The organism is Mycoplasma sp. E35C (assembly GCF_019873825.1).
Classification (GTDB): Bacteria; Bacillota_I; Bacilli_A; order Mycoplasmatales; family Mycoplasmoidaceae; genus Mycoplasmoides.
Genome location: NZ_CP068418.1, coordinates 817,317 through 840,627 on the forward strand (window position 1 = coordinate 817,317; position 23,311 = coordinate 840,627).

Annotated in this window: 23 protein-coding genes and 1 rRNA gene; 6 read left to right on the top strand and 18 right to left on the bottom strand. The window is 29.0% G+C overall.

The window, feature by feature from the left end:
* Positions 1–188: 188 nt before the first annotated feature.
* The 9 genes from JJE79_RS03375 to gmk form a co-directional block, all read right to left on the bottom strand.
* A 16S ribosomal RNA gene (locus JJE79_RS03375) occupies positions 189–1,705 on the bottom strand.
* A 141-nt stretch (positions 1,706–1,846) separates the two neighbouring features.
* A complete protein-coding gene (trxA, locus tag JJE79_RS03380; protein ID WP_222926259.1) occupies positions 1,847–2,149 on the bottom strand; it encodes a thioredoxin in 303 nt (100 codons plus the stop codon).
* Between the two features lie 79 nt (positions 2,150–2,228).
* The gene (gene topA / locus JJE79_RS03385; RefSeq protein WP_222926261.1) at positions 2,229–4,385 is read right to left on the bottom strand and encodes a type I DNA topoisomerase; all 2,157 of its coding nucleotides are present in this window, start codon (positions 4,383–4,385) and stop codon (positions 2,229–2,231) included.
* Between the two features lie 125 nt (positions 4,386–4,510).
* Positions 4,511–5,161, bottom strand: a complete 651-nt coding sequence (locus tag JJE79_RS03390) for a ribulose-phosphate 3-epimerase (protein ID WP_222926263.1) — start codon at positions 5,159–5,161, stop codon at positions 4,511–4,513.
* The gene (locus JJE79_RS03395; RefSeq protein ID WP_222926264.1) at positions 5,161–6,447 is read right to left on the bottom strand and encodes a glucose-6-phosphate isomerase; all 1,287 of its coding nucleotides are present in this window, start codon (positions 6,445–6,447) and stop codon (positions 5,161–5,163) included. The genes JJE79_RS03390 and JJE79_RS03395 overlap by 1 nt, the downstream gene beginning before the upstream one ends.
* A 36-nt stretch (positions 6,448–6,483) precedes the next feature.
* Positions 6,484–7,308, bottom strand: coding sequence for a ribosome small subunit-dependent GTPase A (gene rsgA / locus JJE79_RS03400; protein ID WP_222926265.1), 825 nt, complete (start codon positions 7,306–7,308; stop codon positions 6,484–6,486).
* Positions 7,308–8,555 carry a serine/threonine-protein kinase gene (locus JJE79_RS03405; protein ID WP_222926267.1) on the bottom strand — a complete coding sequence of 416 codons (1,248 nt, stop codon included), beginning with the start codon at positions 8,553–8,555 and terminating at the stop codon, positions 7,308–7,310. The genes rsgA and JJE79_RS03405 overlap by 1 nt, the downstream gene beginning before the upstream one ends.
* Entirely contained in the window at positions 8,548–9,342 is a 795-nt protein-coding gene (locus tag JJE79_RS03410) for a PP2C family serine/threonine-protein phosphatase (RefSeq protein ID WP_222926269.1), read from the bottom strand. Before JJE79_RS03410 ends, JJE79_RS03405 begins: the two co-directional genes overlap by 8 nt.
* Positions 9,342–9,911, bottom strand: a complete 570-nt coding sequence (gmk, locus tag JJE79_RS03415; protein ID WP_222926271.1) for a guanylate kinase — start codon at positions 9,909–9,911, stop codon at positions 9,342–9,344. Before gmk ends, JJE79_RS03410 begins: the two co-directional genes overlap by 1 nt.
* A 94-nt stretch (positions 9,912–10,005) precedes the next feature.
* Between gmk and def the strand changes: the two genes are divergently transcribed.
* Positions 10,006–10,599, top strand: a complete 594-nt coding sequence (gene def / locus JJE79_RS03420) for a peptide deformylase (RefSeq protein WP_222926273.1) — start codon at positions 10,006–10,008, stop codon at positions 10,597–10,599.
* A gap of 68 nt (positions 10,600–10,667) precedes the next feature.
* Here the strand turns inward: def and JJE79_RS03425 are convergent, their stop codons facing one another.
* On the bottom strand, positions 10,668–12,296 hold the full coding sequence (locus JJE79_RS03425; RefSeq protein WP_222926275.1) for an MFS transporter: 1,629 nt from the start codon (positions 12,294–12,296) through the stop codon (positions 10,668–10,670).
* Positions 12,297–12,558: 262 nt separating this feature from the next.
* On the opposite strand from JJE79_RS03425, the gene mnmG reads away from it, so the two are divergent.
* The 4 genes from mnmG (at position 12,559) to JJE79_RS03445 (ending at position 16,306) form a co-directional block, all read left to right on the top strand.
* Complete coding sequence (mnmG, locus tag JJE79_RS03430) at positions 12,559–14,394, top strand: tRNA uridine-5-carboxymethylaminomethyl(34) synthesis enzyme MnmG (RefSeq protein ID WP_222926276.1); 1,836 nt, start codon at positions 12,559–12,561, stop codon at positions 14,392–14,394.
* The gene (gene rsmG / locus JJE79_RS03435; protein ID WP_222926277.1) at positions 14,387–15,115 is read left to right on the top strand and encodes a 16S rRNA (guanine(527)-N(7))-methyltransferase RsmG; all 729 of its coding nucleotides are present in this window, start codon (positions 14,387–14,389) and stop codon (positions 15,113–15,115) included. Before mnmG ends, rsmG begins: the two co-directional genes overlap by 8 nt.
* On the top strand, positions 15,102–15,827 hold the full coding sequence (locus JJE79_RS03440; protein ID WP_222926279.1) for an AAA family ATPase: 726 nt from the start codon (positions 15,102–15,104) through the stop codon (positions 15,825–15,827). Before rsmG ends, JJE79_RS03440 begins: the two co-directional genes overlap by 14 nt.
* A gap of 236 nt (positions 15,828–16,063) precedes the next feature.
* A complete protein-coding gene (locus JJE79_RS03445; protein WP_370630551.1) occupies positions 16,064–16,306 on the top strand; it encodes a DNA methyltransferase in 243 nt (80 codons plus the stop codon).
* 260 nt (positions 16,307–16,566) lie between these two features.
* On the opposite strand, the gene JJE79_RS03450 is transcribed toward JJE79_RS03445, so the two are convergent.
* From JJE79_RS03450 to rpmG, 4 genes are read right to left on the bottom strand one after another with little or no spacing between them, the layout of a single operon-like run.
* On the bottom strand, positions 16,567–17,196 hold the full coding sequence (locus JJE79_RS03450; RefSeq protein ID WP_222926283.1) for a hypothetical protein: 630 nt from the start codon (positions 17,194–17,196) through the stop codon (positions 16,567–16,569).
* Positions 17,197–17,211: 15 nt separating this feature from the next.
* Positions 17,212–18,015 carry a transcription termination/antitermination protein NusG gene (nusG, locus tag JJE79_RS03455; protein ID WP_222926284.1) on the bottom strand — a complete coding sequence of 268 codons (804 nt, stop codon included), beginning with the start codon at positions 18,013–18,015 and terminating at the stop codon, positions 17,212–17,214.
* A gap of 21 nt (positions 18,016–18,036) precedes the next feature.
* The gene (gene secE / locus JJE79_RS03460) at positions 18,037–18,411 is read right to left on the bottom strand and encodes a preprotein translocase subunit SecE (RefSeq protein WP_222926286.1); all 375 of its coding nucleotides are present in this window, start codon (positions 18,409–18,411) and stop codon (positions 18,037–18,039) included.
* A gap of 5 nt (positions 18,412–18,416) precedes the next feature.
* The gene (gene rpmG / locus JJE79_RS03465) at positions 18,417–18,563 is read right to left on the bottom strand and encodes a 50S ribosomal protein L33 (RefSeq protein ID WP_222926288.1); all 147 of its coding nucleotides are present in this window, start codon (positions 18,561–18,563) and stop codon (positions 18,417–18,419) included.
* A gap of 303 nt (positions 18,564–18,866) precedes the next feature.
* Between rpmG and JJE79_RS03470 the strand changes: the two genes are divergently transcribed.
* Positions 18,867–19,634, top strand: coding sequence for a site-specific DNA-methyltransferase (locus JJE79_RS03470; protein ID WP_222926290.1), 768 nt, complete (start codon positions 18,867–18,869; stop codon positions 19,632–19,634).
* Between the two features lie 75 nt (positions 19,635–19,709).
* Here the strand turns inward: JJE79_RS03470 and JJE79_RS03475 are convergent, their stop codons facing one another.
* The 4 genes from JJE79_RS03475 to JJE79_RS03485 are packed head-to-tail and all read right to left on the bottom strand — an operon-like array spanning position 19,710 to position 22,698.
* The gene (locus tag JJE79_RS03475) at positions 19,710–20,399 is read right to left on the bottom strand and encodes an adenine-specific methyltransferase EcoRI family protein (protein WP_255565835.1); all 690 of its coding nucleotides are present in this window, start codon (positions 20,397–20,399) and stop codon (positions 19,710–19,712) included.
* Positions 20,293–20,616, bottom strand: a complete 324-nt coding sequence (locus JJE79_RS03840; protein WP_255565836.1) for an adenine-specific methyltransferase EcoRI family protein — start codon at positions 20,614–20,616, stop codon at positions 20,293–20,295. Before JJE79_RS03840 ends, JJE79_RS03475 begins: the two co-directional genes overlap by 107 nt.
* 15 nt (positions 20,617–20,631) lie before the next feature.
* Positions 20,632–21,741, bottom strand: a complete 1,110-nt coding sequence (locus JJE79_RS03480) for a DUF262 domain-containing protein (RefSeq protein WP_222926292.1) — start codon at positions 21,739–21,741, stop codon at positions 20,632–20,634.
* 15 nt (positions 21,742–21,756) lie between these two features.
* On the bottom strand, positions 21,757–22,698 hold the full coding sequence (locus tag JJE79_RS03485) for an adenine-specific methyltransferase EcoRI family protein (protein ID WP_255565837.1): 942 nt from the start codon (positions 22,696–22,698) through the stop codon (positions 21,757–21,759).
* Positions 22,699–23,311 lie beyond the last annotated feature (613 nt).

A 23,311-nucleotide genomic window follows, 5' to 3' on the forward strand; every position in this document is an offset into this window, starting at 1 on the left:
TTTTAAAGGGATAAATTATGAAATATTATTTTTATTTGAATGCCCCTTGATAACTGAATAGAATCTGACCAACAATGTTTAAGTTAATAAATTTGCTTTAATGGGTTTAACTATTTTGTTGGATTTTAATTTCACCGTTATTTTAGTAACAGGTGTATATCGTGTTTGTGTATTAATATACTCCATAGAAAGGAGGTAATCCACCCCCACGTTCTCGTAGGGGTACCTTGTTACGACTTAACTCCAATCACCGGCCCTACCCTAGACATGCGCTTCCTTGCGGTTAGCAACACGGTTTTAGATATTACCAGCTCTCATAGTTTGACGGGCGGTGTGTACAAGACCCGAGAACGTATTCACCGCGACATGGCTGATTCGCGATTACTAGTGATTCCGACTTCATGAGGGCGAATTGCAGCCCTCAATCCGAACTGAGACCAACTTTACAGATTAGCTCCACCTTACGGTTTGGCGACTGTTTGTATTGGCCATTGTAGCACGTTTGCAGCCCTAGACATAAGGGGCATGATGATTTGACGTCATCCCCACCTTCCTCCAACTTACGTTGGCAGTCTCGTTAGACAAAGTAACTAACGATAAGGGTTGCGCTCGTTGCGGGACTTAACCCAACATCTCACGACACGAGCTGACGACAACCATGCACCACCTGTCACTGGGTTAACCTCCATTATATTTCTATAACTTCGCCCAAGATGTCAAGTCTAGGTAAGGTTTTTCGTGTACCGTCGAATTAAGCAACATGCTCCACCACTTGTGCGGGTCCCCGTCAATTCCGTTTGAGTTTCATTCTTGCGAATGTACTACTCAGGCAGGATGTTTAATGTGTTAACTGCAGCACCGAAGTATTCGCTCCGACACTTAACATCCATCGTTTACAGTGTGGACTACTAGGGTATCTAATCCTATTTGCTCCCCACACTTTCAAGCCTAAGCGTCAGTATTGGCCCAAGTCCTCGCCTTCGCCTCTGGTGTTCTTCCATATATCTACGCATTTCACCGCTCCACATGGAGTTCCAGGACTCTCTACCAAACTCTAGACTAGAAGTTTCCAATGCATACAATCGTTAAGCAATTGCTTTTAACACCAGACTTTCTAATCCGCCTGCGCTTGTTTTACGCCCAATAAATCCGGATAACGCTTGCAACCTATGTATTACCGCGACTGCTGGCACATAGTTAGTCGTTACTTATTCAAATGGTACCGTCAGATCGTTAGCTTTCCACTCTAACGATTATTCTTCCCAAATAAAAGAACTTTACAATCTAAAAAGACCTTCATCGTTCACGCGGCATTGCTCCATCAGGCTTTCGCCCATTGTGAAAAATTCCCTACTGCTGCCTCCCGTAGGAGTATGGGCCGTGTCTCAGTCCCATTGTGGTTATTCTACCTCTCAGCATAACTACACGTCATCGCCTTGGTGGGCCATTACCCTCACCAACTAGCTGATATGCCGCACCCTCATCTTATAGCGAAGCAGTTGCTTCTTTAAAGTTATTCTCATGCGATAGTTAACTTGTTATGCGGTATTAGCTAATCTTTCGACTAGTTATCCCCCACTATAAGGCAGATTGGATACGTGTTACTCACCCGTTCGCCTCTAATGTATTGCTACATCCGATCGACTTGCATGTATTAGGCATGCCGCCAGCGTTAATCCTGAGCCAGGATCAAACTCTCAGAAAATGACAGATTCTATTCAGTTTTCAAGGAACATTCAGCTGCCAACAACTATTAAATTGACAACCTCATAAATAATAACATATTTTTTTAAAAATAACAACAATATTTTTATTATTGTCGTTTTTTAAACAATTAATTATCTAATTAATCTAATAAAGTTAATAAAACTTCTTTAGGAATAAATCCAATTTTTTTATTTTCTATTTCACCATTTTTAAAGGTGTATAGAGTTGGAATACTTGCTACTTGGTATTTAATTGATAATTCTTCTGCTTCATCAACATTTACTTTAATAAATGTTCAATCAGTTTTTTCTTTTGAAACTTGTTCAAAAACAGGACCAAACATCTTACAAGGTCCACATCAATCAGCATAAAAATCAACAACTACTTTTTTGTTATCTTTAATTAATTGTTCAAATTCAGCTTTACTTGTTACGTGTTTCATATTGAATATATTTAATTTTTAATTTGAACGAACAGTTCTATATTTACTGTAAATTAAAAATTAAATATTTGTTAAATCACTAAATAATCGATGAATCACGAATTGATTCGTCATCTTCTTCAGATTTTGGTTCTAAGCTCTTGGTAAATTTACAAGTTGGAAAGTTTGAACAGCCCAAGAATTCTGTGTTTTTGCTCTTGCGTTTAGATACTCTTCGCACTAATTTTGAATGACATAAATCACACTCAACACCATCTTCATAAATGATGATTTTAGGTTCTTTGTTAGGCTTGTCTATGTATTTACATTTTGGAAAATTCGAACAACCAACAAAAGCACCATATCGGCCTTGGCGTTGAACTAATCTAGAATCACAATTCGGGCAATTTCTACCTTCAATGTATTCAACTTTTTTAACAATTTTACTTTTTGCTTCTTCTAGATCATCTGAGAATTTAGTTCAAAAATCTTTTAGATAAATCACATCATTAGTTTGACCATGAGCAATTTCATCTAAGGTTGTTTCCATGTTTCTAGTGAAGGCTTTATCCATGATTGCAGGGAAATTTTTATCCAATTCACTAGCCACTTTTTGACCTAATTCAGTCATCTTATAATAACGACTGTTTAATAATTCAGCATAATTTCTTTTTAATACAACATTAAGAATTGTTGAATAAGTTGAAGGACGACCAATACCTTCAGTTTCAAGTGCTTCAATTAATGTTGCTTGAGTATATCTTGGTGGTGGAGTAGTTTGGTGCTCATTGATCATCACATCCTTAGCTTCAAACTCTTTACCAACACTGAATTGTTCTAATTTAATTTTTCTTAAATGATCTTGGTCATCAAAGTGAGAATAAATTTTCTTATAACCATCAAATTTAAGAATATTATTGACAGCATAAAATTTATTTTCGTTATTAATAAAACGAATATTTACTCGTTCATAGATGGCTGGTGCCATGTAGTGAGCAACAGTTCTAATTCAAATTAATTTATATAAACTGTATTGATCATTGCTAACCTTATCACGAATTGATTCTGGAGTAATTGTGATATCAATTGGATGAATCGCTTCGTGAGCATCTTGAACTTTAATCTTTTGTTTTTTCGCAGATTTTGGTTCTTTAGCTAATTGTTCAGCATTAGCTTGGTAATTTTCACCATAAGTTTTAGCAATATAGTTTAAAGTATATTCACCAAATTCTGGACTTAATCTTGTGCTATCAGTTCTTGGGTATGAAATCAATGCGATTTGTTCGTTATTAATTTCAACCCCTTCATATAATTCTTGAGCAACTGATGTGATTTTAGCTGATCTTCATTTTAATTTATTAATCGCATCTTGCTGTAATGTTGAAGTTTTATAAAGTTCTTTTGGATATGAATTTTTTAATTTTGGTGCATCGATTGCATACACCTTATATTTATCAGTTAAATTATCCTTAACAATTTGTGCGTCAGCTTCTGAATTAAAGTCAATACCACTAACTTCTTCTAGTTCTTTGAATGATAGTTTTTTGGCTAAATCATCGTTAATTTTTCTTAACATTAATTCTGTGCCATCTTTAAGCACAACATCTAACGTTCATCAAAATCTTGGAACAAATTTATTAATTAATTCTTCACGTTCAGTAATAAATTTTAATGCGATTGACTGCACTCTTCCAGCTGAATCAGCATTTAATTTTGATTTCATTAAACTTGATAATTTAAAACCAATTAAACGGTCAAGTCTTCTTCTTGTTACTTGTGATGAAACCCAATCATCTTGGATATCACGAGGGTTAGCTATCGCATTTTTAACTGCTTTTTCACTAATTTCATTAAAGACAATACGCTTACATTTTTGAACATCAACACCACGTTGTTTTAAGACATCATAAACGTGTCAAGAGATCGCTTCACCTTCACGGTCAGGGTCGGTAGCTAGATATACTTCATCAGCTTTTTTTGCTTTTTTAACTAAGTCTTCAATTAATTCTTCTTTAGTTAAAGTTTTTGGTTTTTTATCTTTATTAGCTTTTGTAGATTTAGCTGCTGACTTTTTTTCTTTAATAACTTCTCACTTTGGTGTGAAGTCTTCTAAATTAAAACCTAAAGTGTATTTAGGCAAATCACGAATATGACCCACCGTAGCCACAATATCATAATCATCACTCAAATATTTCTTTAAAGTCTTAATCTTATTGGGCGACTCGATTACTAAGATTTTTGAGTTTTCAACAGCCATGGTGTGTGTTCCTTATTTATTAGTGTCTTTGTTGGATTAATTTTATCTAAAAATCCAATGAAATTCTGAACTAAACTGTTTATATATTTATATATATAAATTTGTTAGCAAAAGTATAAAAATGATTAATTATGATCAGCTCTGATTGTTTGTAACATTGCTTGTTTTTGTTGATCATCTAGTTTGTAAAAATACGAACCTGAAACAAAATCAGAAACCAATCCTTTTAGTTCGATTGCTTTGTCAAGCGTGATCCCACCATCAATTTCAATCGGTAAATCTTTGTTGAATTTAATTAGTTTTGCAATATTACGATAAACCAAAGGTTCAAATGATTGTCCACCAGCTCCTGGTTCGACTGACATTAAAGTAACATAATCAACTAATTTAATGTATTCTAAATATTCGTTGATATCCGTATTAAATTTAAATGCCAAACCAACTTTTTTATTATTAGTTTTTAGATAAGCTAAATATTTAGCAATTAATGGTTTGTTGTTAGCTAATGGCTCAACATGAAATGACACAGCATCACATTTAGTTTTAGCGTATGTCAGAATGTTGTTTGCCACTTTATTGACCATTAAATGCACATTAACTTGATAACCAAGTTCATGCAATTTATCAACATAGCGTTCATCAAAAGCTGTGTTGTTTACAAATTCATCCATCACATCATAATGGATTTTATTAAGTCCCAAAGAACGATAATGAATTAGTTTAGCTTCATCAAAATTGTTAAGCATTGGTAAGATTGAAAACAACAAGTCGCTCATTACTTACCTAACATTTTGAACATTCTTTGTTTGTAATCTTCAACCCCAGGCTGGTCGTATGGATCGTGTCCTAGTAATAAACATGAAGCAGAAGTTGCTATACACATTCAGTAATAAACATAACCAAATGCATAAGCATTGTTTTGTTCAACATCAATTTCAATGATTGGAACATCAGCATTAGCATGAGCTAGTTTTGTCGCTTGACATGCAACGTAGTTTAATTCGTTAACTGATTTGTTAGCAATGTAATCTAATTGATCATCGTTATCAAATTGAGATTTAGCTAATTTTAAGCAGTTACTATTACCTTTTTCAAATGAAAATACTGTTTCAAAGAAAATCTTCTTACCTTGTTGGTATAGTTGTCCCATTGAGTGTAAATCAGTTGTATTTACTGAATAAGTTGGGAATAAAGAATTTAAACCTTTACCTTCACTTTCACCAAATAATTGACGATGTTGAAGCATTAAATATTCATGTTGTTCTTCATAAGTTACAGCAATTTCAACATCTTTTTTAAGTTCAGTGTAAAGATAATATCTTAGTGCTGCATAACAAAAAGCAGTGTTTTTGGTTAAATCACCAGTTTTAAATAAATCAGTTCTTGCTTGGTTAGCACCATTAATTAAATCTTTGTAATTAATACCTACTAATCCAGCTACTAACAACCCACTTGGTGTTAATGTTGAATAACGTCCACCAATACTTGAATAAATCGGGAACATTGCATATTTATTCTTAACAGCTAGATCGTGCAATACACCTTTTTCTGGATCAGTAATTGCCACAATTCGTTCTGGTGCTTTATCTTTGTATTGTTTGTATAATTCTTCTCTGAATAATTTAAATCCAACAGATGGTTCTAATGTTGTTCCTGATTTTGAAACAACAACAATACCTCAGTTTTTATCTTTAATTTGTTCAAAAACACTTACTAATGAATTTTCACTTAAACTACGAACAAAGTGAATTTTTCTTTTTTGTTGACTTGGTAGATAAGCAGCCATATCTAAAATAGCTTTAACACCAGTGAATGATCCACCAATACCAATTACAACAACATCAGTAATTTTTAATTCATCCCAAGCTTTAATTTGATCGTCAATTTTTTTGTATAAATCACTAAAATCTTGATTTACATAATCAATTCAACCTAGCATATTAGCACTAGGTGTTTTTTTATTAATTAATTGATCATAAATAACGTCTAATTTCTTTTGATATTTGCTTGTTAATTTAGCATGATCAACATCTTTTATCAGGTCAAATTTTAATTTAATCATTGTTCTCTCCCTTTTAATTGTATTGTTAGCTTTATTTTAAAATATCGTGCTGATTAGACTTAAATATATTTGATAGATTAATGTATTAATCTGTTTTTTAACAGCGCAATCAATGCTGTTTTCTAAATGTTGGCAATCCTTAAATTTACATAAAGTTTGTAAATTCTTAAAATCAATTAAGCCATAACTTAATTGTTCTTTGCTTAGTTCTAATTTAAAAATAGAAAACCCTGGTGAATCAACTAAATAACCATCTAAAAAACGATAAAGTTTTGTTGATGTTGTTGTATTTTTTCCCCGTTTAAGTTTAGTTGATACTTCTTGAGTTCAGATTTGAATCGAATTATCCAGGCGTTTAATTAAGGTTGATTTACCAACTCCACTATGACCACAAAATAATGTTGTTTTATCTTTAATTAAATTTTTTAATTGATCAAAATCTTGATCATTATTAAGTCTAAAAACTTGATAGTTGCTATCAATCAATGCTTGATAAATTTTGTTAAATTCTTCGTAGTTTTTTAACAAATCCAGTTTAGAAAAAGCAATCAGTGGTTTGAAGTTTAATTGCGATTCAAAATAGATCATAAACTTCATTAATTGTTTTAAATTTAATTCTGGATCTTTAAGTGAAAATACCAAAATTACATAGTCCAAATTAGCAACCTTTGGTCTATTTAAATAATTCTTACGATCAATTAATTTAATGATTTCATATGAATCATTAACTTCTAATAAGTCGTTAGCTACCAGTTTAATTTTTTGGTATTTTCACTTACCAGGAGCATGGAGTTTTATGATTTGATTATTGATCTCACAAAACAAATCATTGGCATTGATTTCAATAATCCGAGCAATCATTATTTAGTTCCTGTAAAGTTATAAATTAACAATCCAGTTGTTAATAAAATAATTAAAATTACCAACCCTGTGATTAATCAAAACGTTCAATATTTAAAAATAATTGGTTCAGATTCTACAGTGATTTCAGTTGGTTTGAATAATTCATCTTGTTGTAAAACCCGTTTTTCAATTGGCTTTAATAGTTCTTCGTCTTTATTAGCTTCAATATTATTAAGATCAATTAAAATTTCTTCACACGAATTATATCTAAACTTGCGATCTTCTTTTTTCGATGCCATACAGCGAAAAACAATGTTCTCAACACTGTTGGGAACATCAAAACCCATCGCTTTCATCAAAGGCACATCGTATTGTTTAGGTAAATTAATTACTTCTTGGCCTTTTTTATTTTGTTTGATGAACGGTTTTTGTCCTGTGATCATTTCAAACAAAATTACCCCAAAAGCATAAAAGTCATATTGAACAGTTGGTTTTTTTCTTTGGGTTAGTGGTCCGTTGGTTTTAGGATTGATAACTGGTTTTTTGTGTTCGTCAAAAACAATTTCTTTATCAAGCACATCAGGACACATATAATCTTCTGTTCCAAATAATGCTTGTTCGTTGGTTAAGATTTTTAAAGCAGCATCAGTCGTAATTGATGAAGCAATCCCGAAGTCAATAATCTTTAATTCACGATAGTCCTTTGATAACATTAAGTTTTCAGGCTTAAGGTCACGGTGAATGATTTTATGCGAATAGTTATGTAATTTTTGTATCCCTTCAACCATTCTTCTGAAGTAATACAGCGCTTCTTTAACTGACAGACTACCTTTGGTCGAGATATATTTTCTTAACGTCACACCTTGGACGTATTCCATCACGATAACAACAATATCTTCTAAACGAATAAAACGATTGTTACGTTCAACGATTAGTTCGTTATCTGAAATATCATATGTTGAAATCAAGTTGGGATGACTAATTCTTGAAGAAGTAATTAGTTCTTGGCGTAATTTAGTTCATTTATCTTCGCTGTCTTCTGGATTCTTCTTAACAATCTTAACAACAACAATGCTTTTTTTAGCACCATGAACTTTATTAGGCTCTGCCATGATGTTTCTGGCAGTATAAATGACAGAGTTCATCCCCCCTTCAGCAAGCTGTTTGATAATGACATATTGATTAAATAATTTGTCATTCGGGATTAGATAAACATTCGAACGGTTATTTTTTTTATTGGCTTTATTTGGCTTATTATTAGCCATTCACAACCTCAGTTAATTTAATTGCCACCACACTTAAATTGTCATTTGACATCGCATTCATTCCGTTTTCAATTAAGTTATCCGTAACTTTTTGCATATCGTCTGTAATGCTTAATAAATCGTGGAATTGTTCAGGCATTACGAAGTTATAAAAACCATCAGATGATAATAATAAATATTCATCATGGTCGTTTAGATAATCGATTGAAGTATCAAACTCAAGTTTGCTAGTATCTTTTGAAACGATGTTAGTTAAAGCTAATAATTCTTTTTCATTAGCTTTAAATGTAACTGGTGAAGCTTTGATTTTTTTCAGATAGTTATACAAGTTATGATCGTTGGTAATTTGGTTTACGTCTTTATTTTTAGCAATCAAATAAGCGCGAGAGTCACCAACTCAGAAAGTATAGATTTTTTTATTAGCAATAATTGACAACACGATTGTTGTTGCCATTTGTTTTAATGAAGCATTTTCATGTTCTTTTTTGAACTGTTCATCATTAGCTTGAATGTAGTCATAAATTTGTTGTTTACATCTAAACAATAATTTATGGAATCATTCTTCAACTTGTTCGTCTTTAAGGTTATTAAAATTGGTTGATAAAAAGGTTTCTTGGATTAGATCACGAGTTAATGAACTAGCAATCGCACCACCTTTATATCCACCTAAACCATCACAAACTAAGCCCATAATATTGTGATATTGATTTGTGCCAACAAAGACTGCATCTTGGTTTTCTTCACGCACGATCCCAACATGGGTTGAACTTGCATAAATCTTTTTCATTATTCAATACTTTCTTTAATTAACTTTTTGATTTTATCAATCGTTTTATCTAAATCATCATTAACAATAACATGATCATAGAACTCTTTATGTGCATATTCTTTGATCGCTTGTTCTAAACGCTTATTAATTGTTTCATCACTTTCTGTGCCACGTTTTTTTAAGCGATTAATTAATTCATCTTGTGATGGTGGTGTTATAAAAATACTTAATGTCCTAAAACCTTTATTTAAAACTTGCAACACGCCCTGGTATTCGATTTCTAAGATTAGATTTTCGTTTTTATTAACGATCTCTTTAACGGTTGATAAAGGGGTTCCATAAAAATTATTAACATAATTAGCATATTCTAATAATGCGTTATCATCAATCATTTTTTGAAACTCTTCTTTGGTTTTAAAGTGATAATGAACACCATCAATTTCATTTTCACGAATTTTTCTAGTGGTTGCTGAAATTGAAAGGTTTAATTTTAATTCTTTATCTAATAACAAATGATTAACAATTGTTCCCTTACCCACTCCACTTGGACCTGATATTAATATGATTAGACCTTGCTTGGAACTCATAATGATTGTTAAATTACAGTATAAACTAGCTGTTTAAAATTCAAAATTGCTTTTTAATATTTTAATATTTATATTTGATAAGAACATTATTAAAATGAAAACACCATTAAAGCCATCTAATGATTGACTAGTAACAGACGCTAATGAAAGAATGCGAGAAGTCTGTAAAACAGTAACATTTCCATTAAATCAAGAGGTGCTAGATACTATTGATAAGATGTTAGCTTATATTGATGAAAGCTTTTATGATCGAGCTGACCAATATAAGATTAGACCAGGTATCGGAATTGCAGCTAACCAATTAGGCTTATATCAAAGAATGTTTTATATTCATTTTACTGATTTTTGTAACCAAGAACATAAATATTTATTAATCAATCCAGAATGGATTGAAAAAAGTGCTAACAAGGCTTATTTAAGTGTTGGTGAAGGTTGTTTGTCAGTGCCTAAGGATAAAGACGGATATGTGATTCGTGCTGAAAAAGTTAAATTAAAAGGTTTTGATTATTTACAACAAAAAGAAGTAACAATTGAAGCACATGGATTGTTATCAATGTGCTTACAACATGAAATGGATCATTTAGAAGGTAAATTTTATTATGATTCAATCAACATGATGAAGCCTTATTTCACCAAACCTGAATGGGTTTGTTTAGAACAAAAACCTTGTGGTGATTGTAAAAAATAATTAGGTTATTAGATAAAAAAAGATTAGCGGATTGAACGCTAATCTTTTTTATTTTGTTTTAGTTTCTATTATTTGAAGATGTCACCTTTGTAGAAGTTAAATGACATGAACGGTCATTTATCTGTTAAAGGAGTTCATTCACCATTAATTACACGACCTGATTGAGGTAATTTAAGAGCGAATAATACAAATAAGAATGAAAGAACAACAAATAGAACGAATGCTGAAACGTGAGCAGGGTTTAATTGACCAGCGCTTGCGTCAAAGCTAACATTAGCTAATTCAGCACCTTGTGAAACGATTGATAACACAATGTCATATACTGTGTATAAGATATAACCAACACCTCAGATTACACCGAATTGAGTTCCAACCTTAGCAGGTGATGATCCTTTAAATTCGTGAGGAATTAATAAGATTGTTGATTGAATACCTCATAAGAATGCACCAGCAAAGAATGAACAGATGATTTGTAAAGCTGCTAATGCTGGATTGTTTGTTCTTCCAGAGTAACCAAAAGCAAATGAAGCAACAATGAAGATCATACCTAATGTATACATTGTTATTAAGTATCACTTACGTTGGTATCTGGTTTTGTTAAATGGATTTAATAAGAATAATCCAAGGAATAATCCTAATACAAACGCTGCACTAGTTAGACTGGTGTATGTTGCAGATAGTTGGGTAATTGCTTCATTTTTAGAGGCATCGAAATAATTGTGCGGAGAAGCATTAACAATACCAGCATATGTTCCAGATAAGAATCATACAACAGCTAATAATCAAGAACCAAACATTAAGAATAGTCTAATTACATTCTTATCTTTAATACATTGTTTTAATGTTAGGTTTGTTTCTAGTGTAGTGTGTTTTTCTTTTGGAAGAACTACTTCTTTACCAAAGAAGAAGTAACCTAATCAAGCAGCTACAATGAAACCAATAAAGATTGCACATACGATGTATCAATCTTTTGATGCATCTGCTTTAAATTTAAGACTGAAAGCAAATAATAAGAATGGGAATGCAGCACCCATGTTGAAACCAAATGGATTGATTTGGCTAATTTTAGCTTTCTTGTTAATTGTTGATAATTTAGCAATTACTGGTTGAGTGTAGCTGATTAAAGCTGTTCCACCAACTGCTAATAATGTTCTAAAAATAATAAATAAGCTGTATCCTAAGGCTGTTAAGGTAGTTAGTGAACCTTGTGCTTTAGAACCAATACCGTTGATTAGTGTTCCGTTATTTTCATAAAAAATATTTGATTCAGATAACACTAATGCATTATTACCACCAAATGGATATGCAACAACGATGAATGGGAATGAGAAGGCCATTAAACCAATCATTGTTAAAACGGTTTTTCTGTGTCCTAACTTACCAATGAATCATCCAGCAAAGAATGATCCAACACCACGGAATAGTGTGATTGATCAGTTGGTTGCCGCAGTTGCAATAGCCCCTGGGTTTTTAAAGAAGAAAGATTGTGATCAACCCAACCATTGTTTACCATCTTCATTATTATGGTATTGGTAATTACCAGCAAGATTATCAATTAAGTATCAGTTAACTATGAACAAGAAGTATGCAAATAAAATGATACCTCATGAAACAATTAGTTGACGATCTGTTAATTTGTTAATCTTCTCTAATTTTTGTTCACGACTTAGTCGCGAGGATTTAAAAAGATTTATCATATTGAATTCGTTAACTTAATTAAACTAACAAACTAGTTTATCACTTAAAACACATGGTGTTTGTCTATAAATAAAGCTATTTTGTTTAAAACATTTTGTTTATTATGGTTGCACTTTTAATATTTAATATTATTCGCACAGCTATAATAACCTGAGTTTATTTTATTAAATTGAATAATAAATATCATTATTTTCAATAAAAATTAAAAATTAATTGGTTTATTAAAATTAATATTTATTTATTATTATTCAGATAATAAATATGGCAAAAATAGTAGTAGTTGGAGCAGGACATGCTGGTTTAGAGGCTGCTTTTATCTTGGCAAAACTAAACAATCAGGTCTTGCTATGTGTGCTTGATGAAAATTATTTAGGGAATTGTCCTTGCAACCCTTCAGTAGGTGGTCCTGCTAAAGGGATTGTTACTAGAGAAATTGATGCATTAGGCGGAATGCAAGCGCTTGCTGCTGATAATACAGCTTTGCAAAGAAAGATTTTGAACTCTTCAAAAGGTCCTGGGGTTCAATGTTTAAGATTTCAAATTGACAAGGTTCGATATAAAAAATGATTTTTAAATGAAATTAAGAAAAATAAAAATATTGAGCTAATTCAAGGTGAAGTTACAGATCTAACAATCAACAATAATCAAGTTGTTGGAGTTGTTTTAAATAATGATCAAAAAATTGATTGTGATGCTGCAATAATTACTACTGGAACTTATTTAAAATCTTTAACATTTAACGGTAAAAACGTTAATAATGAAGGTCCTGAAGGTTTTAAAAATGCTAATAAATTATCTGATTGTTTTAAGCGTTTAGGTTTTGAATTAATTAGACTAAAAACAGGCACTCCACCAAGAATAAAAAAAGATTCAATTGATTATTCAAATTTACAACTAGAACCTGGTAATGGAATTGATCTTTATTTTTCACATTGATCAAAAAATCAGTTTATTAACTACGAATTACCATGTTATTTAATTCATACAAACGAAGCCATCCATAAAATTATTAATGAAAATCTAGAACTATCAGCCATGTATTCAGGAAATATTACAGGTGTTGGTCCTAGATATTGTCCAAGCATTGAAGATAAGATTGTTCGTTTTTCAGATAAATCACGTCATCAAGTATTTATTGAACCCGAATCATTAGAATTAGATACAGTTTATTTAAGTGGTTTTTCTAGTTCGTTAGATAGTAAGATTCAAGATCAAATCATTCGTTTATTACCTGGATTAAAAAACGCAGAAGTTATTAAATATGGTTATGCAATTGAATATGATGCAATTAATCCAATTCAGCTTTATCCAACATTAGAATCTAAGAAAATTAATAACTTGTATTTTGCAGGCCAAATTAACGGAACTAGCGGATATGAAGAAGCTGCAGGTCAAGGATTAATGGCTGGAATTAATGCTCATTTAAAATTGAGTAATAAAGAACCTTTGATTTTATCTCGTGATGAATCTTACATTGGTGTAATGATTGATGATATTGTCACCAAAGGCATAACTGATCCTTATCGTTTATTAACATCAAGAGCTGAATATCGTTTATTATTAAGAAACGATAACGCATTGGAACGTTTAATTAAAAAAGGATATGAAATTGGCACAATTTCTGAAGAGCAATATAATTCTTATTTAAATAAACATCAATTAAAAGAAGAATTAATTAATTTTTTAAAGCAAAAGAAAATTGGTATGTATCCAGTTTTAAGAACTGATACTAATAATACAAATTTCTCTTTATATGATTATTTAAAACGACCAGAAATCAAATTAGAACAGTTATTGAAAAATATTGAATTCGATTATTCTAAATACGATTTTGATTTATTAAAAAATATCGAAATTACCGTAAAATATGAAGGATATATCAATAAAGAAATTAGAATTGTTGAGTCTTTAAAGAATTTAGAAAAGATCAAAATTCCAAACGATATTATTTATGAAAAAGTTCAAAATTTATCAATTGAAGCAATTGATAAATTTAACAAAATCAGACCATTAGATTTAGCACAAGCTAAAAGAATTAGTGGTATTAATTTAGCTGATATTATTTCATTAAAAACTCATTTAGAACAAAATGCTTAACGAATTAAATAAACAACTAGAATTGTTAAAAATAGATTTATCTGATGATCAAAAAAACAAAATAAGTATTTTTTTAGAACAGATTGCAGTTAATAATCAATTATTTAACCTAACTGGCTATAAAACTAAGGAATTAATTGTTAGTATGCTTGGAATTAAAAGCATTTTATTGGCTAACAGTTTAAAAGATGAGTTTTTAAATCAGAATTTAAAAGTAATCGATATTGGAACTGGTGCTGGTATCCCTGGAATTATCATTAAAATCCTTTATCCAAATTTAGATATAACTTTATTAGATTCAAATAATAAAAAAATTAATTTTATTAACGAAGTGATTAAGTTATTAGATCTAAAAACAACAGAAGCAATTTCATTTAGAGTAGAAGATAAAGCGTTTTTAAATCAATATCAAAATAAATTCGATTTCGCTTTTTCACAAGCAGTTTCTAACATTGCTGTTTTAAATGAATTATCTGTAAAATTATTAAAAATACACGGTAAAATCATACATTTTAAGTCAAAGAATTTTCAAACAGAAATTGATTTTGCACAACCTTATTTAAATGACTTGGGTTTAACTTATAATAAGTTGGTTGAATTTGTATTTAATGATTATTTTTTAGTTAATGTTTTTTATAATAAAAATACGGAAACTTCAGATAAATATCCAAGAGAATGAAGCAAAATTAAAAAAGAATTAATTAAAGATGCAAAGCACTAAATTCATATCAGTAACATCTACAATTAAAAACTCAGGCAAAACTTCAACTGCTTTAGGTTTAGTTATTTCTTTAGTTACTGATGGATATAAGGTTTTATATTTATCTGTTGATAATAAATTTAACTTTTTACCACGAGAAAAAGAAGATCATAATCTAGTTAGAGACTATATCTTAAAAAAAGTTACATTAAAAAGAGCAACAAGACATTTTTATTCTTTTTATCCTTTTGATATTTTAGATATTGATGTTGAAAATGTTAAATGACTTTTACAATTAACAGAAAAACAACAAGCTACTTTAATATCTAAAACATTAAAAGAAATTGCATATGAGCGTTATCATTATGTAGTAATTGATATTAACTATAAAGACAAGCCGCTTCATAATGCAATTATTAATATGTCTGATCATGTGTTTTACACAATCAATGTTAAACGCTATGAAGAAAAAGTTACACAACACGAAATTAACTCTTTTTTCTCGTTAATTAATAAAAAAGATCATGTTAAATTATTAATTACTCAATTCAATAAATTTATGGTTGATCATCATAAATTCATTGAAAACTTAAAATACATTTATGATGGTTTTTTATTAGACCACCAAATAGAAACATCAAGAGCAATGCGAAATCGCATTGATCATGCATATAACTTTACAAGAGTTGATAAGTTGTGCAAGCCAATTAAGAATTTTTTATTAAAGAGTTAATCTTAACGATATAGACCTAATAAATATTTATTTTCAAAATAAAATTTCGGTTTTCAATAAATATTTAGAAAACTTTATTTTGATTTAATTATTGATATTTATTATTAGGATAATAATAATACTCTTGTTTATTAAGTCCCACTTTTTATTAAAAATATCTCTAAAAAAGTATCACCTACAATCAATGAAATAATATTAGGAAATAACGTTGAATTCATGCAAACACTGAAAGAGGGTTGCATTGATTTAATTTTGCAGACCTTCCTTATAATATGAATTTAGATAAACCTCTCATGAGATATGAAGGCACTAAATTCAGCGGTATGAATGATGAATGAGATAAATACAATTCATTAGAACAGTATGATAATGAAGTTAAAACATGGCTTAAAGAATGTTTAATAATCCTTAAGGATAATGGCTCATTATGTGTAATTGGTTCATTTCAAAACGTTCATAGACTTGGTTATATTCTTTAAGATATGAATGGTTGAATATGAAGCTAAAAAACTTACGCCAAATCAGCTTTGTAGATTAATTTATCAAAAACTAACAAATGCTTGGAGCACTTTAAAAATCAATATTAAAACTTTAGCTGAAATCAGGGACGAACATCATAAATCTAAGTTAAATAAATAATTAAGATAATTCTTGTTTAAGATTAATAGAATTGAAGAAATAATAATAAAAAAATCTAGACAATTCTTGTCTAGATTTCACACTAATTATAACGATAGATCTATTCTTTTTTAGTTGTTTTTTCTTCTTGATGCGGTGGTAGTTTTTCTACTGTTGGTTCTTTGTTATCTGGTTGAGTATCTTCAATTTTTTTGGTATTTTTGCGTTCTTTGATCTCTTTTTTATCTTTGATATTCATATCAATTTTTTCGCTACCAACTTTGATTTCGTCTTTCTTATTAACTAATGTTAATTCAAGTTCAATGTTTTTAACATTAGCTTTTTTTAATATCAATGAATAAGGAATAAAAGATAACAACGGAATGTATAAACCAACATATAATATCTTATTAGCTTTGGTTAAAAAATCACTGTAATGTTCGTGAATTTCTTTGTTTTTATTAATCGCTTTAATTGTTAATAATGCTTTGTTTAAGATTAAACAAATATTAATTAGCACCATGATTACTGCTATTAAAATAACAGTTCATTTATTATCATTTATTTCTAATTGTGGTTTGTGTTCTAAAAGTGATTTTTGATATTGAATAATAAAGATGGCTAATAATGCAGTTAAAACAGCATTTAATAAAATTCAAAATAAACTAAATCCCATTAAAAAGTTGGTTCTTCTTTTTAATGCTTTGATGCGTTTATGAACAACATCAAATTGTGTATCATTAATACTCATAACTAAAAACTATATTTAATCAATTAACTTAATTTGGCTTCTTGTTAATTTAACACTAACAAGTTTACCTAGAATTTGCACATCTACTAAGAATTCATCATTATCTAAAACTTTAGTAATTTGCCCAGTTAAACCTGAGTAATCACCTGAGTTGATGTCAACTGAATGACCAACTTTGAATTCAACTTGTTGTTCGAATGTTTCTCTTTCAGTATTTAAATCACCATACACTGTAGTTTGGTCTGAAACTTTTTTATGACTAATTGTTTTGTTATCAATTGAATCAATAATTAATTCACCGCGTTCGTTGAATAATTCACGACTCATTTCAATAACAGCATTTGGTGTAATTACAATTCTGAAATCAGGATTTTCGGTTTCACCATTTAATAAATCTAATTCTTCTGATGAAGAAATCGGAATTGGTTTAGCACCCTTACCAGATGAACCAACTAAACCTGTAATGTTAGGGGTGTTACGAACAACAAATCAAGCTGCGTCGTTCATTTCCATTTTTACATAAATATATCCTGGGTATTTATTAGAATCTGTGATCTTATATTTCTTATAAACACCATTATCAATCGTTACTCACTTAACATATGTGCTATTGCGCATTGTTGCTGGAACATCATGATTTGGATTGTTGGTATCAAAAATTGTTTCTTCAATACTACGATACTTAATCACCTTACAATCAAGAATTTGTTCTTCAAAGTGAAGCGCTCTAATTCTTGCTTTTAATGATTTGATAACAGAATCTTCATTACCATTTGTTGTGGTCGCAATATATCATTGTGCTGTCGATTTTTTAGCCATACTCTATTTACTTCTCTTAAATTATTTCAAGATTCCTACTGCATAAAAGATTTGATCAATTCCGAATAATAAACCAGTTAAAAAAGCAACTACAACAATAACAATTAAAAAGCTAATAATTAAATTCTTAGGAGTGCATCAAGAAATTCTTCTTGATTCTTTTTCCATCCCGAATCATCAACGCTTTAGTTTGTAAGAAAAAGACACTTTATTGGCTTTTTCTTTGGCTCTTTGTTCTTGATATTCTAATTCTTCTTGTTGTTCTTTTTTCTTTTTTTCTTCTAAAGCTTGTTCTTTAATCTTTTGTTGTTCTTTTTTAATGTCATCATTTTGATAACTTTCAAGAATAACTTTAGGTGCTTTTCTAAGATTAATATTTTTGTTGTTATTATCCATAATAATTAGTGTGATTCTTTATGAACGGTTTTTTGATTACATGTTGAACAATATTTATTAAGAACTAATCTTGTGGTTTCAAGTTTAGATCTTGTTGTTGTGTAGTTGCGATTCAAACATTGTTCACAAATCAAGATAATTTTCTTACGCATTAGGTGAGATATTAAAAAAATGCTTTTTATTCCAAAAGCACTTATATTGATTATATATTAATAATAATTAATGAAGACAAACAACTGATAATAAAATAAAGGTTGTTTATATAAATGTATTCTTATTAAATAAATTTAATACAAATAAAGATTATTTCTAATCTGATATTGCATTAATTTTATATCTTTTGGTTTATTCTTCTTATTTTGTTTTTTTTACATATCTTTAATGATATTAAAATCGTTAAACTTTATTTTATTGCTTTGGCTTTTAAAGATACAATAAAACCGCTAATAAAATTTATGAATAATAAAACTCATTCATTTAATGATTCGTTATTTATTTATCATGGTGATTGTTTAAATATAATGAAGAAATTAAAACAAAAATTTAATGTTGTTTTAACTTCTCCTCCTTACAACACCCAAAGAAATCTTAATGATCGAACATATGATTTATATCAGGACATGATTGATGATAAAGAATATTTAAATTTCAGTTTAAAGGTTTTTAAAGAATACGAAAAACTTTTAGAAAAGAATGGGGTTATTCTTTACAATTTATCTTATGGCAATGAAAATCCTGTTATGATGTTTGAAGTTATTAATACAATAACCAACAAAACTAAATTTATGATTGCAGATATTATTGTTTGAAAAAAGAAAAGTGCTATGCCAAACAATATGAGCCATAATAAATTAACAAGAATTGTGGAATTTATATTTGTTATTTGTCGTAAGAACGAATATAAAACATTTCAATCTAATCGTGAAGTAAGTTCGATAAGAAAAAGTGGTCAGAAAACTTACAAAATTGAATATAATTTTGTAGAAGCTAAAAATAATGATGGGAGTAATAATTTAAATAAATGTACTTATTCAACAGAATTATGCGAAAAACTGCTTAAGATTTATGCAAGACCTAATGACTGAATTTTAGATAATTTCTTAGGAACTGGCACAACTTTGTGTGCATGTTTTAACTTAAAACTAAATGGTGTGGGTATTGAATTAAGCGAACAGCAATATCAATATTCTATTAATCGGATTTCAAAAATTATCAATAACTAAAATTAATAAGAAAAATAAGTAAAAACAATTCAATAAAACTATCAAATGCTTGAAACTTATTAATTATTTTTCTCATTACTTCTTTTTTATAACAATTCTGGCATACTTCTTTTTACCTTTTACATAAGGATAACCAAAGCTATACTCATCAACTGTTGTAGAACTCATGCAGCCAAGGATCTCAAACTGATCAGGATTATATTTATCTAAAAATGTTATGGGTACACCAATAGCACCATCATAATCAATTGGTATATCTTTAACTTTATCAACATTTATTGCATCATAATTGTCATATTTTGGATATTCTTGTTTTGTGTATTTTTTATATAAAACAAGTTCAATATGACGATTGGAATGATCAACATTCGTAAATCAAAGAATGTTGCCAAATTTTTGGGTTTCAATTGGTTGAATATGACCATTTGAAATTTCATATTTAGTAATAAATTCGGTTGGTCTAGTCATTCCGTACCAAACTTTATTGTTTTTTAATAATTTAAATATCTCTTTGTAAGAAGTCGCATTTTGATTGCCAATTATTATGAACTTCTTCTTACTTTTGATTAATATATCAACGAATTCACGAAATAAACTAAACGGCGGGTTTGTTATGACGAAATCACATTTTTTTAACAAATCCAAACATTCTTGACTTCTAAAGTCACCATCGCCTTGCAAGGGTTTTTTTAGGGTTGTTAATTCATTCTTTTCATTCAAGAATGTTTCAAGCATATAAGTACCCCCCCCCCGCATTTTTGACATAATGAGTTGTTATTATTTTTTTGAGTTTAAAGTCAAAAAATTTTAATTCAAAATATTTATAAAAATTACTTCAATTAGGGTCGTCACAATTACAAAATATCACTTTGTCTTTAAGTTTATTTTTGTAATTAATAAGTTCTTTTTCTATATCTTGTAATCTTGTATAAAATTCATCGTTTTTTCTTATACTAGCTTTTATTAAGGAACTATTGCTCATTTTAAAAAACGCTATTTAAATATTAGACTTTGTTCTATTACAGTTTCTACATAATAACTGTAAGTTTGATAATTCAGTTTTCCCTTTTTTTGATCAAGGTTTGATATGATCAGCTTCTGTATCATCAACATCTTTAAATTCATAAGAACATTTAGCACATTTTTTAACCTTGAGTTGACCAAAGGCAATTTCTTTTTGTTTTTTACTAAAAGCTCTGATGTTTAAATGTGATTCTTTGTTAGTAAATAAATAGCTTACAATCCCTGATTTTTTCTCAACATCTTCATCTTCTAATAATCTATTTACTTCAGATTTTAAAAACTCAGGATCATAACTATTTTGATGATATTTGTTATAAAACAAACCTCATTCTTGGTTTAATAAAACTATCTTTTTAACTTTGCTATCAATTGAATCAAATAATTTTCTAGCTCATGTGATTACTTTTAAAAAGTAATCCCATAATTCTTTAGCATTCTCATCACATTGATGTTCGCTCATATATTTTTCAATATTTTCATTAGATATTCATTTAAGAGCGGTTTCTAATAATAATTGGCGATTAACAGTTTTTTCTAAATAACCATCAGCTGCATTTTGAGCTGCACAATTAGTTTTAGAAAAATATTTTTTAGCATCATTAACCCAAGTTCCACTATATACAGCGTTTCTTAATTCTTGATCCGTTAATTTTTCACCAGCAATATTAATAATTCTGAATCAATCTAGTTTTTCTCTTTCAGTCCCTTCACAAACATAAATCATTAATTTGTAATTTAATATTTGGTCTTTTTCTTCATCAGTTAAATTGTGAAAATATTGATAATCAATTGAAAAATCACCAGCAATATATTTACATATACTTAATGTTCTTTGTTGTCCATCTAAAAGTTCATATTCTTCATGATCATTGTTGTTTTTAGCCCAATACATTACATTTAGAGGAAAGTTTTTTCTTATTGTATTGATTACTTCTTGTTGTTGCTTATCTTTATAAATAAATTCACGTTGATATTTAGGGCGGATATTTAATTTACCACCATAACCTCTTACACCTTCTTCGTCATTATCTGTATATTTATCAAACAATTCTTTAACTTTAATTTCTCTTAGTCTGATTTCCATTATTTTCTCTCCTTATTATTGTTTTTTTCTTCTAATTACAATCCTTACATACTTACAAAGACCATTAACTGACCCTTCTTTATCTTTTATTAATCCGTGAGGTTTTTTTCTTAAACCATTTATTGATATATTGTTAGCATCTAATATTTCAAATTGATCTGGATTGTATTTATCTAAAAAAGTAATAGGAACACCCATTGGTTCGTAATAATCCATTGGTATTTCTTTTGTTTTATCGATATTTATCGCATTATAGTTATCAAATTTAGGATATTCTTCTGGATTATAAGGTTTGTAACTAATAAATTCTTCATGGCGTTTTTTATGATCTAGATTAGTAAACCACCTAACACCTTTAACCCTAATATATTTATTGCCTTGACTATCAGTTCTAGTTCCTATAGCATTTAATTCGTATGAATCAGGAACTCTAAATTCTCGATCACCTGAACTGATAGAAACTCCATATCAAACCTTATTTTCTTTAAAGTAATTAAATACTTCTATTGTTGATATTGCATTTTGATTACCAATAATTAAAAACTTCTTATCATGTTCTATTAATTGTGAAATATATTCTCTAAACAAACTAAATGGCGGGTTGGTAATTACAATATCTGCTTGTTTTAATAATTCAATTGATTCATCACTTCTAAAATCTCCATTGCATCTCAATGGAGATTTTTGAATGTTTTTACCATCATATTCCAGTTTATATGTTGGTTTTTTGTAATCAAAGTGAGTTGTTATTAGTTTCTTTAATTGAAAAAAATCGAAATTAAGTTTGAAGTAATTAAAAAAATTACTTCATTCTGGATCATCACAATTACAATAAATTACTTTGTCCTTAAAGAAATTTTTGTAATAAACCATTTCTTTCTCAATATCTGTTAATTGAGTATAGAATTCGTCTTTCTTATTTTTTCTTGCTGTGCTCAATTCTCTACTTTTAGACATATTATTGATGGTTAATATGATTTAGGTTTCAAAATAGAACAAGTAGCAAAGATGTATTAATGAAATTAAATTCAAAAATACTCAATAACGGTTCATAAGAAACCTTTTAGTTTCGTAAAAGAATTAAATCAATTTATTAAACTTAAATTTCCTTTTTAAATGAAAAGAAGTTCATAATTTAATAAATTAAAATTGTTTATTTTTACGCTGTTTTTTAGTAAAAATTGTTTTACAAGAAAGTTATTCGAATAGACAGTCGATTGTAAATCAACATTAATTGATGGAAAATATTATTTTGTGAACTAATGAAATCTTCATCTTTTTTAACAAATAAGAAATAAATTTTTTATCGTTACCAAACCAGTTATTTTCTCTGTCAAAATATTTTTACAGCTTTTTATTAACTGCTTTTTTTCCATCAATATAAATAATAACTTGTTTAAGCCGATTTTTTCATCAAAACCAAGTAAAATCAAGGGTTTTGATGAATAATCACCTAATTTAATCTGGATAAAAAAATGATTTTTTAGAGGCTTTAATCATTCAATTTAGTTAGTATAAATGAGAAATTAAAGGAAATATAAATTTTAAGAAAAAGTTTTATTTAAATTTT